General features: G+C 71.5%; 16 protein-coding genes. 10 read left to right on the top strand and 6 right to left on the bottom strand.

Annotation, left to right across the window (positions count from 1 at the left end):
- Window positions 1–324 precede the first annotated feature (324 nt).
- From ACGF5O_RS00055 to ACGF5O_RS00080, 6 genes are all read left to right on the top strand, one after another.
- A complete protein-coding gene (locus ACGF5O_RS00055) occupies window positions 325–1,287 on the top strand; it encodes a catalase (RefSeq protein ID WP_393807638.1) in 963 nt (320 codons plus the stop codon).
- A 73-nt stretch (window positions 1,288–1,360) separates the two neighbouring features.
- Window positions 1,361–1,882, top strand: a complete 522-nt coding sequence (locus ACGF5O_RS00060) for a hypothetical protein (RefSeq protein ID WP_393807639.1) — start codon at window positions 1,361–1,363, stop codon at window positions 1,880–1,882.
- Window positions 1,869–3,200, top strand: a complete 1,332-nt coding sequence (locus ACGF5O_RS00065) for a Dyp-type peroxidase (protein WP_393807640.1) — start codon at window positions 1,869–1,871, stop codon at window positions 3,198–3,200. The genes ACGF5O_RS00060 and ACGF5O_RS00065 overlap by 14 nt, the downstream gene beginning before the upstream one ends.
- 137 nt (window positions 3,201–3,337) lie before the next feature.
- Entirely contained in the window at window positions 3,338–3,859 is a 522-nt protein-coding gene (locus tag ACGF5O_RS00070) for an HdeD family acid-resistance protein (RefSeq protein WP_393807641.1), read from the top strand.
- Complete coding sequence (locus tag ACGF5O_RS00075) at window positions 3,850–4,620, top strand: SDR family oxidoreductase (protein WP_393807642.1); 771 nt, start codon at window positions 3,850–3,852, stop codon at window positions 4,618–4,620. The genes ACGF5O_RS00070 and ACGF5O_RS00075 overlap by 10 nt, the downstream gene beginning before the upstream one ends.
- A 160-nt stretch (window positions 4,621–4,780) precedes the next feature.
- Window positions 4,781–5,845: a LacI family DNA-binding transcriptional regulator gene (locus ACGF5O_RS00080; protein ID WP_393807643.1), complete on the top strand. Its 1,065-nt coding sequence runs from the start codon at window positions 4,781–4,783 to the stop codon at window positions 5,843–5,845.
- On the opposite strand, the gene ACGF5O_RS00085 is transcribed toward ACGF5O_RS00080, so the two are convergent.
- Genes ACGF5O_RS00085 through ACGF5O_RS00100 form a run of 4 tightly spaced genes read right to left on the bottom strand, consistent with a single transcriptional unit; the run spans window position 5,808 to window position 10,459 of the window.
- A complete protein-coding gene (locus ACGF5O_RS00085) occupies window positions 5,808–7,199 on the bottom strand; it encodes a glycoside hydrolase family 32 protein (protein WP_393807644.1) in 1,392 nt (463 codons plus the stop codon). The genes ACGF5O_RS00080 and ACGF5O_RS00085 overlap by 38 nt on opposite strands.
- The gene (locus ACGF5O_RS00090) at window positions 7,196–8,080 is read right to left on the bottom strand and encodes a carbohydrate ABC transporter permease (protein WP_393807645.1); all 885 of its coding nucleotides are present in this window, start codon (window positions 8,078–8,080) and stop codon (window positions 7,196–7,198) included. The genes ACGF5O_RS00085 and ACGF5O_RS00090 overlap by 4 nt, the downstream gene beginning before the upstream one ends.
- A gap of 22 nt (window positions 8,081–8,102) precedes the next feature.
- On the bottom strand, window positions 8,103–9,053 hold the full coding sequence (locus ACGF5O_RS00095; protein ID WP_393807646.1) for a carbohydrate ABC transporter permease: 951 nt from the start codon (window positions 9,051–9,053) through the stop codon (window positions 8,103–8,105).
- Window positions 9,050–10,459 carry an extracellular solute-binding protein gene (locus ACGF5O_RS00100; protein ID WP_393807647.1) on the bottom strand — a complete coding sequence of 470 codons (1,410 nt, stop codon included), beginning with the start codon at window positions 10,457–10,459 and terminating at the stop codon, window positions 9,050–9,052. Before ACGF5O_RS00100 ends, ACGF5O_RS00095 begins: the two co-directional genes overlap by 4 nt.
- A 177-nt stretch (window positions 10,460–10,636) precedes the next feature.
- Between ACGF5O_RS00100 and ACGF5O_RS00105 the strand changes: the two genes are divergently transcribed.
- Together ACGF5O_RS00105 and ACGF5O_RS00110 are read left to right on the top strand one after the other, a co-directional pair.
- Window positions 10,637–12,262: a glycoside hydrolase family 32 protein gene (locus ACGF5O_RS00105; RefSeq protein ID WP_393807648.1), complete on the top strand. Its 1,626-nt coding sequence runs from the start codon at window positions 10,637–10,639 to the stop codon at window positions 12,260–12,262.
- Between the two features lie 155 nt (window positions 12,263–12,417).
- Window positions 12,418–12,978 (top strand): hypothetical protein, encoded by a 561-nt coding sequence (locus ACGF5O_RS00110; RefSeq protein WP_393807649.1) that lies wholly within the window; start codon window positions 12,418–12,420, stop codon window positions 12,976–12,978.
- Between the two features lie 172 nt (window positions 12,979–13,150).
- On the opposite strand, the gene ACGF5O_RS00115 is transcribed toward ACGF5O_RS00110, so the two are convergent.
- Entirely contained in the window at window positions 13,151–13,693 is a 543-nt protein-coding gene (locus tag ACGF5O_RS00115) for an NUDIX domain-containing protein (protein ID WP_393807650.1), read from the bottom strand.
- Window positions 13,694–13,807: 114 nt separating this feature from the next.
- On the opposite strand from ACGF5O_RS00115, the gene ACGF5O_RS00120 reads away from it, so the two are divergent.
- On the top strand, window positions 13,808–13,972 hold the full coding sequence (locus ACGF5O_RS00120) for a hypothetical protein (RefSeq protein ID WP_393807651.1): 165 nt from the start codon (window positions 13,808–13,810) through the stop codon (window positions 13,970–13,972).
- Complete coding sequence (locus ACGF5O_RS00125; protein ID WP_393807652.1) at window positions 13,973–14,434, top strand: hypothetical protein; 462 nt, start codon at window positions 13,973–13,975, stop codon at window positions 14,432–14,434.
- A 225-nt stretch (window positions 14,435–14,659) separates the two neighbouring features.
- On the opposite strand, the gene ACGF5O_RS00130 is transcribed toward ACGF5O_RS00125, so the two are convergent.
- Window positions 14,660–15,271 carry a DUF742 domain-containing protein gene (locus tag ACGF5O_RS00130; RefSeq protein WP_393807653.1) on the bottom strand — a complete coding sequence of 204 codons (612 nt, stop codon included), beginning with the start codon at window positions 15,269–15,271 and terminating at the stop codon, window positions 14,660–14,662.
- Window positions 15,272–15,274 lie beyond the last annotated feature (3 nt).

A 15,274-nucleotide genomic window follows, 5' to 3' on the forward strand; every position in this document is an offset into this window, starting at 1 on the left:
GAACACCCGCCGCCGGACGACCGAGTCCGACGCGGGGCGGCCCACGCGGGCCGGTGCATGCGGGGTGTCCGGCGGGGGCCGGTCCACGCAGGGTGTTCGACGTGGGGCGGTCCACCCGGCGCGTCCGACGCGCGGCGGCCCACGCGCGGCGGCCCACGCGGGCCGGTCCGCTCCACTCTTCCCGGTCCGCGCCCCGCCCGCCTCGGTCATCCGACGATGTCGAGCGGCGGCGGAAGCGTCGCAGGTCGTCGTCATTTGACGCATCCGGACGGCGGGCGTCCCGGCTCAGGATGAGGGCGTTCCCAGCGACATCGGAAGGTGCCCATGGCGCAACTCAGCCAGTACGACCACGCGGAAGCCCTGGTCGACGGAGCCCACGAGGTCTTCGGCTTCCATCCCGGATACCGTGCCCTGCACGCCGACGGCCGGATCTACCGCGGAGCCTTCCGCGCCCTGCCGGCCGCCCGTCACTACACCCGCGCCGCCCACCTCCAGGGCGACCTGATCCCGGCCTCGGTGCGCTTCTCCAAGGGCGGCGGCCGCCCGGACGCGCCGTTCGGCGCCACCGTCGGCATGGCCACCCGCTTCTACCTCCCCAACGGCCGCACCACCAACCTGGTGATGCTCAGCCAGCTCCTCTTCCCGGCCCGCCGCCCCGAGGACCTCCTCGAAGCCATCGCGCTGGCCGCGCCCCCGGAGCCCGGCGGCCCGCTGGACAAGGCGGCCCTGGGGCCCTTCCTGGCGAAGCACCCCGAGGTCGCGAACGTCCTGCGGATGCGTGCCGCCTCGCTGGCCCCGACCAGCTTCGCGCACAGCGAGTTCCATGCCGTGCACGTCTTCCGATTCCTGAACGCGGACGACGACCTCACCAACGTCCGCTGCCACTGGGTCCCGCGGGCCGGTGCCGAGGGCCGGCCCGCCGAGGAGCTGGCGGCGATGGACCGCGAGGTCCTCCTGGACGAGTTCGACGAGCGCCTGGCGACCGGCCCGGTCGGCTTCGACCTGGTCCTGGAGATCGGCCGGGACGGCGACCCGCTGGACGACCCGACCGCGCTGTGGCCCGAGGACCGGGAGCGGGTCACCGTCGGCACCCTCCAGATCAGCGCTCCCGTCACGCCCGAAGAACTCGGCGACCCCGTGATGAACCACGACCCGACCAAGGTCACCGACGGCATCGAGCTCAACGACGACCCGATCCTCCAGGCCCGCCGCGGGGTCTACGAGGTCTCCGCGGCCTACCGGACCGGCGGATGGCGCACCTGTCCTTTCGCCGAGCAGTACGAGTGACCCGCCCATGAAAAAAGTGACCCGAACCCTCCACCTGTCGCGACTGAGAACGGCCTTCGAGGAGAAGCACGCCATGACCGAGACCACCACCACGGCCACCACGGACGAGCGGTACGCCCACGCCCAGCCGATCGGCGACCAGCCCGACGGACCGGGCCGCCGCATCGGCAAGAAGGGCGAACTGACCATCATCACGCCACTGACCCCGAACGGGGGCAAGATCTTCCGCGAGCGGGTGGCGAGCATCCAGGCACAGGCCGGCTACTGGGAGACCAGGGTCGGCACGGTCGACAACTTCCGCATCCTGCTCTTCGACAACGACACCCGGATGCTCATCACCCTCGTCTACGACGGCGACTTCAAGCCCTACCTGGCCGACATCGGCCGCGCCCAGCCCTGGCTGGACGAGATCTTCGGCGAGATCGTGGAGGGCTACCACGGCTACGACGACCCGGGCACCCCGGAGCTGGTGATCTCCCGCTCCTACTCGGCGGACCTCTACTTCCACGCCACCTCGGACAGCAGTGTCCACGACGTGAAGCGGATGAAGCGTCTGAACGACGCCCTCTCCGAGGTTCTCGATGCGGCCAACTGACGCCGTCGGTGCCCTGGATCTGGACCGGATCCAGGGCACCGTCCTCCGCGAACGGCCCCTGCCCTACTTCGGTTCCTACCTGCTGTACGAGGTCGGCGACGCCGTCGAGGGCCGCACCATGCTGCGCCGGCTGCTGCCGCACGTGACCACGGCCGCCGGCTGGGACCACCCTGCCGGGGACGCCTGGCTCAACGTCGTACTCACGCACCCGGGTCTGGCCCGCATCGGACTTCCGCGCGAGATCCTCGACGGCTTCCCGCGCGAGTTCCGCGAGCCGATGCGCACGCGCAAGGAGTTCCTGGGCGACATCGGGGAGAGCGACCCGGCGCACTGGGACCTGCCCGAGCACGGCTCCTTCGACATCGGGGTGCTGCTGATGGCCCCGGACGAGACCGCCTTCGCCGAGAAGCTGGCGCTCGGCCACGGAGCCCAGGAGGACCTGCCCTCCGTGCGCCGGGTGAGCCGCCTCGACATCCGCACCCCGGACAACCTGCGCGAGCACTTCGGGTACGCCGACGGCATCAGCCGCCCGTACATCGAGGGCCAGGGCGGGGTGCCGAGACGCGGCCAGAGCCTGGCGAAACCCGGCGAGTTCGTCCTCGGCTACGTCAACGAACTGGGCCGCACCGCCACCGGTCCCGGCCCTGACGCGCTCTGGCGCAACGGCACATACCTGTCCATCCGCAAACTCCACCAGAGGGTCGCGGAGTTCCGCCGCTTCCTGACCGACCGGTCCGAGGACGCGTACGGCGCCGAACTGCTCGCCGCGAAGATGGCGGGCCGCTGGCGCAGCGGCTGCCCGCTGGCCCTGTCGCCCGACAGGGACGTGCCCGTCGACCCCGAGCGGCTCAACGACTTCGCCTACCACGACGACGACCCGCGCGGCCTGAAGACCCCGATCGCCTCCCACATCCGCCGGGTCAACCCGAGGGACGCGCTGCAGGACACCATCGTCGACGTCCGCCTCCACCAGCTCCTGCGCCGGGGCGCCGCCTACGGGCCGATGCTTCCCGAGGGCGTCCTGGAGGACGACGGCGTCGACCGGGGGGTGGTCCTGGCCTTCGCCAACGCCGACCCGGCCCGGCAGTTCGAGTTCGTCCAGTCCCAGTGGGTCAACGACGGCGACTTCATCTCCGCCGGCGCCGACCAGGACCCGCTCGCGGGCAACCACGTCACGGACGCCGACTTCAGCTACGCGGCGAAGCCGGTGCGGCGCCGGCTTCGCGGCCTGCCCGCGTTCGTCGTGACCAAGGGCGGCGAACACGTCTTCCTGCCCGGTGTCAACGGCCTGGAGTACCTGGCCGACGGCCGCTGGTGAGCCACCGCGCCACCCCCGGATCCGTTCCGGTCATCCGTTCCGGTCATCCGTTCCGGTCATCCGTTCCGGTCATCCGTTCCGGTCATCTACGAGGAGAAGAAACCGTGTGGTCGTCCCCCTATGCCTGGAGAGGCGTCGTGGCCGTCGCCCTGGGCCTGATCGCGGTCGCCTGGCCGGGCATCACCGTCGGCGCCCTGGTGGTCCTGTTCGCCGTGCACTGCTTCATGAGCGCCGGGAACGACGCGGCCGTCGCGTTCCGCGGTGACCGTGCCGGACCCGTGGTCGGGCATCTGCTGCTGGCGTTCGTCTCGCTCGCCGCGGGGGTGACCGCGCTCGTGTGGCCCGGCATCACCGCCCTGGCGCTCGCCGTGTGGATAGCGATCTGGGCGATAGCCGCCGGCCTGTTCGAGGTCGGCTTCGCCTTCCGGCGCGGAGCGCTCGCCGGTGACCGCGCACTGTGGATCCTGAGCGGCCTGGCCACCCTGGCGTTCGGTGTCGTACTCGCCGTCCGTCCCGACGCCGGCATCCTCACCCTCGCCACCCTCTTCGGCTTCTACGCGATCGTCCACGGCGTCTGCGCCATCTCGACGGCCGCACACACCTCGTCCCATACCCGGGCCGGCCGCAACCAGGACGAAGGAAGCCCGCAGTGGACGTGAACGGGAGGACCGTCGTCGTGACCGGCGGCGCCAGTGGTATCGGACGCGGCCTCGCGGCCCGGTTCGCGGCCGAGGGCGCCCGGGTGGTCGTCTCCGACCTCGCGCCGGGGGAGCCGGCCGGGACCTCCGGACCCCGGTACGTGCAGGCCGACGTCGGCAGGGAAGCCGACGTGGAACGGCTCGTCGCCGACGTCCTCGCCCACGAGGGCCGTATCGACCTGTTCTGCTCCAACGCCGGAACCGGCCACGAGATGGACCCGATGACCCCCCAGGACGTCTGGGACGAGGTGTTCGCCGTCAACGTGATGAGCCATGTCTGGGCGGCCCGGCACGTCCTGCCCCACATGCTGGAGCGGGGCACCGGTTACCTGCTCAACACGGCCTCGGCCTCCGGACTGCTCACCGAACTCACCAGCCCCGGCTACGCGGCCTCCAAGCACGCGGCGGTGGGCTTCGCCGAATGGCTCGCGTTCACCTACGCGGACCGGGGCATCCGTACGTCGGTGCTCTGCCCGGAGGCGGTCCGGACCCCGATCCTCGACGCGGCGCCGTATCTGCTGAGCAACGCGATCACCGTCGAGGAGGTCGCGGAGACCGTCCTCCAGGCCGTCCGGGACGAGCGGTTCATGATCTACACCCACCCGACGACGCCCGTCCGCTTCCAGCGGAAGGCCATGGACTACGAGGCCTACATCGCCGAAATGCGCGTACGGCGATCAGCGGCGACCCGGCGATCAGAGGCGCCCCGGCCGCCGGGCTGACCTGGTAGAACGGTCAAGGCGAGCAGGTTTTCGACCTGCGGGAACGTCCGCGGTCGGCACCGCCCGCGGGGTCCTGAGGGGCTCCGTGTGCCGTGGCGTTCCCCGCGGATAGGGTGGACGGTGATCGACTGGGACGGGCGGGGCGAGGGCGGCGGACGGCGTGGGCGGTGCCGAGGACAGCAGGAGCACGGGCAGCGGGCGCCCGACGTCCCGGGACGTCGCCCGGCTCGCCGGTGTGTCGCACACCGCGGTCTCCTTCGTGTTCAACGGCCGGGCCGAGGGCAACCTGTCGCCCGCCACCCAGGAACGCATCCGGCAGGCCGCCGCTCAGCTGGGCTACCGCCCCGACCCCGTCGCCCGCGGCCTGCGCAGTCGCCGTACGGCCGTGATCGGGCTGGTCACCGACGAGATCGCGTCCTCGCCGTTCGCCGGCCGGCTGCTGCGCGGGGCCATGGAGACCGCCTGGGACCGCGAACACCTCGTGCTCACCGTCGACTCCGGCGGCGACCCGGCCAAGGAGGACGCGGCCGTCGCGGAACTGCTCGACCGGCGCGTGGACGGCATCGTCTACGCGGCCATGTCACTGCGCCGGGTCCGGGTCCCCGAGGGACTGCACCGCACCCACTCCGTGCTCGCCAACTGCCTGCCCGAGGACGACTCCCTGCCCGCCGTCGTCCCCGCGGAACGGGCGGGCGGGCGTACGGCGGCCCGGCTGCTGCTCGACGCGGGCCACCGCCGGCTCGCCGTGATCGGCGGCCTGGACGACATCGCCTCGGCCGAACGCACCCGCGGCTTCCGGGACGCGCTGCGCGCCGAGGGCGTCACCGTGCCCGAGAAGTGGATCGTGCGCGGCGGCGGGGAGATCTCCGCGGGATACGCGGGCGCGCTGCGCCTGCTCGACGGGGTCGGGCCGGACCACCGCCCCACCGGCGTCCTCTGCTACAACGACCGGGTCGCGGCGGGTGTCCTGCACGCCGCGACCCGGCTCGGGATCGACGTCCCCGCCGGTCTGTCGGTGGTCGGCTACGACGACCAGGAGCATATGGCCGCGTTCCTCACCCCGCCCCTCACCTCGGTCGCGCTCCCGCACCGGGCGATGGGCGAGGCGGCGGCCCGGCTGCTCCTGGACGCCATCGACACCGGCCGGACGCCGCCGAAGACCGTCCGGCGCCTGGCCTGCCCCGTGGTCAGCCGCGCCTCCGTGGCTCCGGCGCCCACCCGGTGACCCGGGCACCCGGCCCGTCGACCGTCAGCTCGGCGAGGTCACCGGGGCGCCGGTAGACGCGCTCGGTGACCATCGCCCGCTCCCCGACGAAGAGTTCGAGGAGCGAGCCGTCGACGAGCAGCCGGAGCGCGAGTTCCGGTGCCCGCGGCACCCGCACGGTGATCGGGGCGGAGCCCTCCCCGCCGGTCCGGGGCCATCCGCCGCGGTCGAGGACGACGGTCCCGTCCGCGGGGTCCGCCCGGACGGTCAGCTCCCGGCCCGACGCGTCCCGGAGCAGGCTCACCGTGGTCGGTCCGCAGACGGTGACCGTCAGGTCGTACGTCTCCGGAAGCGGAACCCGGCCCGGCGCGGTGACGAACGGCTCGGCCGGGCGGAGCAGGTCGAGTTCCGGCGCCGGACGGACGCGCAGCGAACCGTCGGGGTGCACGTCGACCACCCGGGGCGCGGTGAGGACGCCCGCCCAGCCGGCCCGGTCCACCTCGTCCTGCGGACGGGCCTCCCACGACCAGCCCCACAGCAGCGCGCGGTCCGGTTCCTGGAGCACGGCGGGAGCGTAGAAGTCCCGCCCCTGGTCGAGCTGGCCGCCGGCCCGCGTCACGAACCTCAAACCGCCACCGGCAGCGACCTCCAGACGGCCCGTCAGGTATCCGGTCGCGCAAGGGTCACCGTCCCACAGGGAGACGAGGAGGACGTGCTCGCCGCCCGCTGTCGCGTACAGGTGCGGGCACTCCCAGCCCACCGCCTTGTCGCCGAACACGTTCGCGGCCACCGGGTCCCTGCCGTCCAGCAGCACACCGGCGAACCGCCAGTCGGTCAGGTCGGCGCAGTCGTAGAGCAGGACCGACGGGGTGCCGTCGGCGTGCCCGGCACCGACGAGGGCCCAGCGCCGGTCCGCGAAGCGGAAGACGAACGGGTCGCGGAACATCACCACGTCCAGGCCGGGCGGCGGCCCTGTCACCACGGGCGTCGGCAGCGGCTGCCACCCGGTCAGCCGCTTGTCGTCCGGGTCCGCCGCCCGGGCCAGGCAGACGGTGCCGAGACCGGTGTGGCGGCGGTCGATTCCCGTGTACACGGCGGTCGGGGTGCCGGCGTCGTCGACCACGCACCCCGACCAGCAGCCTGCCTCGTCCGGGCCGCCGGGTGTCGGTGCGAGGGCGACCGGGTGGTCGTCCCAGTGGACGAGGTCGCGGCTGGAGGCGTGGCCCCAGTGGATGTCGGCGTGCACCGGGGCGCCCGGGTTGTACTGGTAGAAGAGATGGTGGCGGCCACGCCAACGGAACGGGCCGTTGGGGTCGTTGAGCCAGCCCGCGGACGGACGGACCCGGAACCGGGGCGTGTTGGGGTCGTGGTTCAACGGTTGACTCCCGCCGAGGTGATGCCCTCGCGCAGCGGGCGCTGGCCGACGACGAACACGGCGAGGGCGGGCAGCATCGACAGCACGACCCCGGCCAGGACCACCGAGATCGACCCGGTGCCGAGGTTGCCCTGGAGGGAGACCAGGCCCAGCGGAAGCGTGTAGTTCTGGCTGGAGGTCTCCAGGATCAGCGGCCGGAAGAACTCGTTCCAGTGGTAGTTGAAGGCCAGTACGCCGACGATCGCCAGGCCGGGCGCGGCCAGCGGCGCGTACACCGAGCGGAAGATCCGCCAGGGCCCCGCGCCGTCCAGCATGGCCGCCTCGCCCAGGTCCTTCGGCATGCCGAGGAAGTACTGGCGCATCAGGAAGGTCCCGAAGGCGGTCGGGAAGGCCGGGATGATCAGGCCGAGGAGCGTGTCGGTGAGGTGCATCGACTTCAGCACCAGGAACACGGGCACGATGGTGACCTGCAACGGCACCATCATGGTCGCCAGGACCAGCCCGAACAGCGGCTTCTTGAAGCGGAACTCCAGGCGGGCGAAGGCGTATCCGGCCAGGCCCGCGGTGACCATCTGGCCGAGCGCGATCAGCGCCGTCACCAGCGTGGAGTTCAGGGCGAGCAGCCACACGTCGATCTGCTGGAAGACCCCGCGGTAGGCCGCGGTCGTCGGGTGCGCCGGGATGATCCGCGGGGGCAGGTCGAAGGACTGGGCCGGGGTGCGCAGGGAGGTGGAGACGGTCCAGATGACCGGGCCGAGCGTCAGCAGGGCGCATACGGTCAGTCCGGCGATCCGGGTCCAGGGGGCGAGGGAGTGCCGTACGCGGCTCAGGGCCGGGCTCGGGCTCGGGCTCGCTTGGCGCAGGGGGCTTGCGGGGCTCATGACGCTCATGCGGTTCACCGGCTCACTGGTAGTGGACGAAACGCCGGCTGAGCCGGAACTGGACGGCGGTGACCGCCATGATCAGCGCGAGGAGCAGCACGCCCACCGCGGACGCCTCGCCGAAGTCGAGCTGCTCGAAGGCCCGTTCGTAGATCACCATCACCACGGTGCGGGTGGCGTCGCCGGGCCCGCCGTCGGTGAGGACGTACGGCTGCTCGAAGACCTGGAGGGCGTTGATGATGCCGACCACCGACGCGACGAGCAGCGTCGGCGACAGCAGCGGCAGCGTGACGGCCAGGTGCTTGCGCAGGCCGGTCGCGCCGTCGAGGGCGGCGGCCTCGTGGATCTCCTTCGGGATGTTGTTCAGACCGCCGACGAACAGCAGGAACGAGAAGCCGAACTGCTGCCAGACGTAGACCAGGATCACCGTGGCCATCGCCGCGTGCTCCGAGGTCAGCCAGGGCACGGGCGCGACGCCGACCAGGCCGATCAGCCAGTTCACCACCCCGAAGTCCTGGTTGAACAGGTACTTCATCACCACCGAGATCGACGCTGCGGACAGCACCAGCGGAAAGAAGAACGCCGAACGGAACACCGACCGCAGCCACCCGGGCATCCGCCCGTTCAGCGCGAGCGCCAGCGACAGTGCGATCAGCAGTTGCAGCGCGACCGCGACGACCATGAAGAGGAGCGTGTTGCGGAAGGAGACCAGGACGGTCGAATCCGTGAACGTCGTACGGTAGTTGGCGCCGCCGGCGAAACGCGGCGGGTCGATCACGTTCCAGTGGAACAGGCTCAGCACGACCGACCCGATGATCGGCACGACCGTGAAGACGACGATGCCGACGACCGTGGGCGCCAGGAACAGCGCGGCCAGCAGCCGGGCACCGCGGTCGCGGACGGAGGGCCGGGCGGTTCCCGCGGGGGGCGGGACCGGACGCGAACTCACTTCCTGTACCTGGGTGTTCGTCATACCTCACGCTCCATGGCCTGCTCCAGGTCGTCCTGCATCCGGCGCAGCGCGGGGCCCACCGCGCGCGGCGAGGCCAGCGCGGTGCCGGTGTACTTGAGCAGCACGTCGGTCACCTCGGCTACCTGCGGCGGCGCGGGGATCGGGCCGGTGTCGGGAAACCGGTCGAGGGTGTCGTAGAAGACCCGCCAGTGCGCCGGGCCGCTCTCGGCGTAGCGGGCGGCGTTCAGCATCGAACGCCGGGCCGGGGTGGTCTGGTTGCCCTGGAACAGCCGGGTCATGGTGTCCTTGCGGGCCGCGTACTTGATGAACTCCCAGGCGGCTTCCTGCTTCTTCGAGGTGCGCAGCAGCGCGTAGCCCGCCGCGCCGAACTGGTGGCGCTGGGTACGCCAGCGCGGGAAGTACTGCACGTCGTAGTCGGCGGCCCGCATGCCGGCCAGGTGCAGGCCGCCCGCCCAGAAGCCGCCCGCCGGTGTGACGCCGACGCGGCCGGTGGAGAACACGCCGACGAGATTGCTGCCGTTGCCGCCCTCGGGCCGGGTGCACAGGTCCCCCTGGACGAGTGAGGCGAGATAGTCGTACGCCTCCTCGACCCGGCCGTCGGTGGCCTGCGGGGTCGTCCAGCGGAAGCCGCCGCCGCGCCCCCGCCGGTCGGCGGCCGGGTAGAAGGCGTCCCACAGCCAGGAGCCGCCGGGCGCCTTGGACTCCTTCAGCAGGTTGGTGCCGTTCGCGAAGAGCCAGGGCACCACGCCGCCCCAGAGCCGGTTGGTCCAGAAGTACGGTGTGAAGTGCGCGCCGCCGGCCCGCTTCGTCTCCCGCAGCAGCGCGGTGAAGTCGTCGCGGCTCCAGTCGGCCGCCGGGAAGCCCGCGCCCGCCCTCTTGAGTACCTGCTTGTTGAGGTACATGTCGGCGGCGTTGAACTCCATGGGGAGTTGGTAGAGGTTCCCCTCGTACATCATCGACTCCACCAGCGAGGGGTGGACGTCGGCGAAGTACTCGCGCAGCTCCGCCGCGTCCCGCCGCACCCAGCGGTCCAGGGGCACGCCGAGCCGCCGGGCGAACAACTGCACGCCCTCGGTGGCCACATACACCAGGTCGGGCGCGCTGCCCGCGGCGATCTGGGTGAGGATCTTCGCGAAGAAGTCCGACCAGTCGACGGCCTGCACCGCGTTCACCCGCAGCGGGATGTCGGGGTGGAGACGGTGGAAGCCCTTGGCGAGGGCGTCGACGGTGGCCGGGTCGAAGGCGGAGCCGAGGGTGGCGACGACGAGGGAGCCGTCGTCGCGGCCGGGTATGTCCGCTCCGGTGAGCCGGTCCCAGCTCGCGGCGGTCGCGGCCAGGGCGGCTGCTCCCGCTCCGTAGGCGCCGTACCGCAGCAGCGTGCGGCGGGGGAGGTGCGAGTCAGTCATCCAACAGGCCTAACTCGTGTTAGATCAGGGTTGATGCCCCAGATGATGGGAACCGCGCAACAGGCCTGTCAAGGGTCGGGAACGCTTGACCTTTAACGAGTTAGGTCTACAGTCCTCGTTCACACGAGCCGCTGTTCCACGCCCTGTGCGTGGTGAGTCATGAAAGGGCGATGCGTCATGCCCGGAACCTCGGGGATCTCCCGGAGGGCGTTGTTCGCGGGGTCGGCCGCCGGCGGAGCCGCCGCACTGCTGCCCACGGGGACGGCCACGGCCGCGTCGGAGGCCGCGCCGAAGGCCGTAGACAGGACCGAAGCCGAGACCGAGGGCAAGGTCGAAGCCAAAGCCGCGGCAAAGTCCTGTGCGACCGGGGCGAGTTACCGTGCCGCGTACCACTTCACGGTTCCCGACCAGTGGAAGAACGACCCGCAGCGGCCCGTCTGGATCGACGGCGAGTACCACTACTACTACCTCTACAACGCCGACTACTCCACCGGCGCCGTCGGCACCGCGTGGCGCCTGGCCACCACCGAGGACCTGGTCTCCTTCACCGACGGCGGGGTCGCCGTGCCCAAGGACACCACGGCCAACGGCGATCTCTGGTCGGGATCGGCGGTGGTCGACACCGGCAACACAGCCGGATTCGGCGCGGGCGCGGTCGTCGTCATCGTCACCATGTCCCCGGGCGGCGGCACCGACCACCAGGAGCAGTTCCTGTACTACTCGACCGACGGAGGCCGCACCTTCGCCAACTACGGGACCGACCCCGTGCTGCCCAACCCGGGGGTCGCCGACTTCCGCGACCCCAAGGTGATCCGCGACGAGGACCGGGGCCGTTGGGTGATGGCCCTCGCCGAGAACGACAAGATCGGCTTCTACCACTCCGACGATCTCAAGTCCTGGACGTACGCGGGCGGTTTCGTCCACGACGGGATCGGCGTCCTGGAGTGCCCCGACCTGTTCCGCATCACCGCCGGCGACGGCACCGTCAAGTGGGTGCTCGGCGTGAGCGCCAATGGCAAGGGCTCGGGGCTGCCCAACACGTACGCGTACTGGACGGGTTCCTTCGACGGCAGCGCGTTCACCGCCGACGCGGGCGACCCGCAGTGGCTCGACCACGGCTGGGACTGGTACGCCGCCGTCACCTTCGAGAAGCGGGACGCGGACGGCGCGGTGGACGCGGCTGCCCGGTACGCGATCGGCTGGGTGAACGACTGGGACTACGCCGACACCACCCCCACCATCGACTGCGACGGCTTCAACGGCACCGACTCCGTCGTCCGCGAGGTCACCCTCGACAAGGCGTCCGACAACACCTATTACCTCGCCTCCCAGCCGGTCGCCGGTCTCGACTCGTACGTCTCCCGCACCGTGAACCTCGGCGACGTGACCGTGGACGGCACGAAGCTGCTCGACTACACCGGCATCTCCTACGAGGTGACGACCGAGATCACCTGGTCCGAACTCACCGGCGCCGGCCTCCAGTTGCGACGCTCCCCGAGCGGCGGCCGGCACATCGACGCCGGGATCTACGCCGACTACGCCTTCCTCAACCGCCGCAACACGGTGAACGCCGACACGTCGGGCAAGTGGCAGGAGAGCCACACCCCGTTCGACCCGTCCGCCGGCACGGTGAGGCTGCGCATCCTGGTGGACCGCACGTCCGTCGAGATGTTCGTCGACGACGGCCGCCACGTGCACACCAGCCAGGTGTTCCCGTACCTTCTGGACACCCGGCTCGCGCTGTTCACGATCGGCGGCAGCGCGGTGTTCCGCAACACGGTGATACGCGAGTTCTCGGTGTGACGTCGGCCGGGGACGCGGGTGCGGAACTCGGATCAGGGCGGCCGTAGTTCTCGCCGGTGCACCCGACAGCATGCGGTAAGTGGAAGTAAGCGCAGTGACTGGGGCGCCCGGGACTCCGACGTCCGGGGATCGTCCAGGATGAGGAAGAAGCCGTGATGCCGGACACCGCGCGCCAGGAGCGCGCCCCGCGGGGCGCCGTCGTCCCGCTGCTGCTCGTGCTGTGCGGTGTGCTGCTGCCGACCGCCGTCGCCGTGGCGGTCTGGCCGATGGCGTCCGCCGCGCCGGTGACCCCCGCGTCGTCCTCCGGGACCGCGGCGGTGACGCAGGGGGTGCCCGGTGCCGCGCTCCGGAAGACCTTCCGGCTCGCGGTGCCGGCCGGGGCCCGGGACGCCTCCTGCCTGGTGGTCCCGGGCGACGGCAGCGCGGACAGCGGCCAGGACGTCTATCTGCGCTTCCGCACCACCCCCGCAGGGCTCAAGGAGTTCGTCATGTCCCTGGGCAGGACCACCGGGGACCTGACGGCCGGGAACGCGAGCCTGGACCAGGGCGACATCGACTCCGTCGGACTGCCCTGGAAGATCGGTACCAACAAGGGCCGTCTCACCGGGCTCTACGCCGACATCCCCGAGCGGCGCGGCACCACGGGAACGGCCCTGCTGACCGTCGACGAGACCGACGCCTCGGCGCCCCTGGTCTACGCCCATGTGACCGTCTAGCCCGCATCCCGCATCCCGCATCCCGCTGCCCCGCGAGAACGCCATGGGCCGACGTTGATCGGCAGGGCCTGAGAAGACCCCACCCGCCCCACCACTCGCTGTGCGAGGAGACGGTTGTGCGGCGAACGGGAGGCGGGCTCTGCTGTCCCAGGGGAGCCGGCGCCGGCGAGGCCTACCCGGCGTCGCCGAAGCCGGCGAGCGACAGGTGGACGCCGCCGCTCAAATAGTGGCCGAGGGCAATGCCCGTCGTCGGCACGATGGCCTCCGGGACGGCGCCGGTGCCGGTCCAGCGGACCTGCGCGTGCTTGGCCGGTTCGGCGTTGACCGGTTCGCCGGTCCACTCGTGGGTGACGAAGACGACGGTGAGGAACCCGCCCGGCGCCTCGACCCCCCAGGCGCCGTGGACGAGGTGGGCTACGCGCAGCGACTTCGGATCGACGACCAGCCCGGTCTCCTCGCGCAGTTCACGCACGGCCGTCTCGGTGACGGGCTCGCCGGGGTCGCTCTTGCCGACCGGAAGGTCCCACAGACCGTTCCCGTACTTGGCGCCCGGGCCGCGCTGGAGGAGGACGACCCGGTCGTTCTCCTTGTCGTGGACGATGACGGCGGCCGCCAGGAGGGTCATCGATTCCACGGCGGGCGGCAGGGCCGGTGGCCTGCCGCCGGTGCGCTGCTCCGCCACGGCTTTCCCTTCGTCGATGGGCTCGCTCGGCATGCTAGGGGAGGCCCGTCCGGCCGCGGTGCCGAATCGGCCCCGACGGCCCGCGGGCACGACCGCGCCTCGCAGACCGAGCACAACCCGGCCGCTGACCGGCGGCAGCCACAGCCTTTGTGGAACGCCGAGAACAAGGTCACCGATGTCACCGGCGTCGGCGTCGGCGTCGGTGACGGTGTCGACGCGGGCGCGGGCGCGGTCGTCGGCCTGTCCGGCAAGTGCTTTGATGACGCCTGTAGTTCCACCGCGGACCGGCAGCGGACCTGTGAATCGGAGTAGTTGACGATGGACATGACGCTTCGGAGGATTTCCGCTGCGGATGCGGACAAGGGATTCCGGCATGTCGTATCCGGGTTCTCGGGTGAACGCGGCGGTGTGGAGAGCGAGTGCTTCCTCGGCCGCGAGTGGGAAGTCCTGGAGCGGATCCTGCTGGCTCAGGGGCCCGAGGAGGTCGGCGAACTGCCCATCACCATGGGCGACCTCCTCGGTGACGACGACCTGGGCACCGCCTGCTTCTACCTCCCGCCGGACGAGGTGGCGGTCGCGGCTCGTTTCCTGGTCGCCATCGACACCGAACGGTCCGTCGCCGAGCACGCCGACGGGATCTCGGGGACGTTTCGCCACGGTGATGTCCCGGACGGCTATCCGGAAATCCTCGGCCGCTACCTGGAGAAGGTCCGTGATCTTTACACCGCGGCCGATCGGGCAGGTGAAGGCGTTGCGAACTTGGTCCGGGGCTGAGAGCTGCAGCCGTTGTCCCCGAGCGGACCCGACCCGGTGGACGCCACGGTCACGTGGCTACGCGACGCCGCGTCTCCGACGACCGGCTCGACGGCCCCGAGAAGTCTGAACGTCCTCCTGGAACGGGTCCTCCGGGTTCCGGGTGGGTGAGTTCGAGGTCCGCAACCCCGAGCGACGAGCCTCGGTCACCAGCACCAGCACCAGCACCAGCACCAGCAAGAGCCGTCAGAGTCGGCGCAGTCCGGCCAGTACCCGTTCCATCAGTGCTTGGGTCGGGACGTCGCCGGCGTCGGTCGCCGTCTCGTGGACGATGATCATCCCGCGGTCCGCCATGTCACCGAGGAGGACCTTGGCCACGCCCAGCGGCACCGCCACGAGCGCCGCCACCTCGGCCACCGACCTCGGTTCCCGGCACAGATCGAGCACCGCGTGGTCCCACTGCGTGGCAGTGCCCTGGACGCCGTCCGGACCGGCGGCGGTGACCAGGGTCTCGACCTCGAAGTGGTGGTGCGAGCTGGTCCGGCCGCCCGTCCAGACGTAGGCGCGGACGAACGCCGCTGCCGCCGCGCCCGGGTCCGTGTTCCCCGGCTCCTCTGCGGCCTGCCGGTGGTCCGTGGGTGCGTCCGGCCCGTCCGACTCGGCGGCGGGCGGCGGCGCCGCGGCCTCGTCGTCGCGCTCCGTGGGCTCCGGGGCCTCCGGTGTGTCGCGGGTGCCGGAGGTCTTCCGCCGGCGTCGTCCGGTGCCGAGGCTGAACGCGTTGAGCACATCGGCGAAGGTCTGTTCGTCCTCCGCGTCCTGGTCTCTTCGAGGGCCGGACGGTCCTTCACCGGTGCTCATGGT

Origin of the sequence: Streptomyces sp. NPDC048291, from assembly GCF_043201715.1 — a bacterium.
In the GTDB taxonomy this organism is placed as follows: Bacteria; Actinomycetota; Actinomycetes; order Streptomycetales; family Streptomycetaceae; genus Streptomyces.

Coding starts and splice junctions, on each gene's coding strand:
- ACGF5O_RS00065 (WP_393807640.1), top strand. CDS start 1,869: ATGCGGCCAACTGACGCCGTCGGTGCCCTGGATCTGGACCGGATCCAG.
- ACGF5O_RS00060 (WP_393807639.1), top strand. CDS start 1,361: ATGACCGAGACCACCACCACGGCCACCACGGACGAGCGGTACGCCCAC.
- ACGF5O_RS00105 (WP_393807648.1), top strand. CDS start 10,637: ATGCCCGGAACCTCGGGGATCTCCCGGAGGGCGTTGTTCGCGGGGTCG.
- ACGF5O_RS00055 (WP_393807638.1), top strand. CDS start 325: ATGGCGCAACTCAGCCAGTACGACCACGCGGAAGCCCTGGTCGACGGA.
- ACGF5O_RS00090 (WP_393807645.1), bottom strand. CDS start 8,080: ATGAGCCCCGCAAGCCCCCTGCGCCAAGCGAGCCCGAGCCCGAGCCCG.
- ACGF5O_RS00130 (WP_393807653.1), bottom strand. CDS start 15,271: ATGAGCACCGGTGAAGGACCGTCCGGCCCTCGAAGAGACCAGGACGCG.
- ACGF5O_RS00110 (WP_393807649.1), top strand. CDS start 12,418: ATGCCGGACACCGCGCGCCAGGAGCGCGCCCCGCGGGGCGCCGTCGTC.
- ACGF5O_RS00115 (WP_393807650.1), bottom strand. CDS start 13,693: ATGCCGAGCGAGCCCATCGACGAAGGGAAAGCCGTGGCGGAGCAGCGC.
- ACGF5O_RS00100 (WP_393807647.1), bottom strand. CDS start 10,459: ATGACTGACTCGCACCTCCCCCGCCGCACGCTGCTGCGGTACGGCGCC.
- ACGF5O_RS00095 (WP_393807646.1), bottom strand. CDS start 9,053: ATGACGAACACCCAGGTACAGGAAGTGAGTTCGCGTCCGGTCCCGCCC.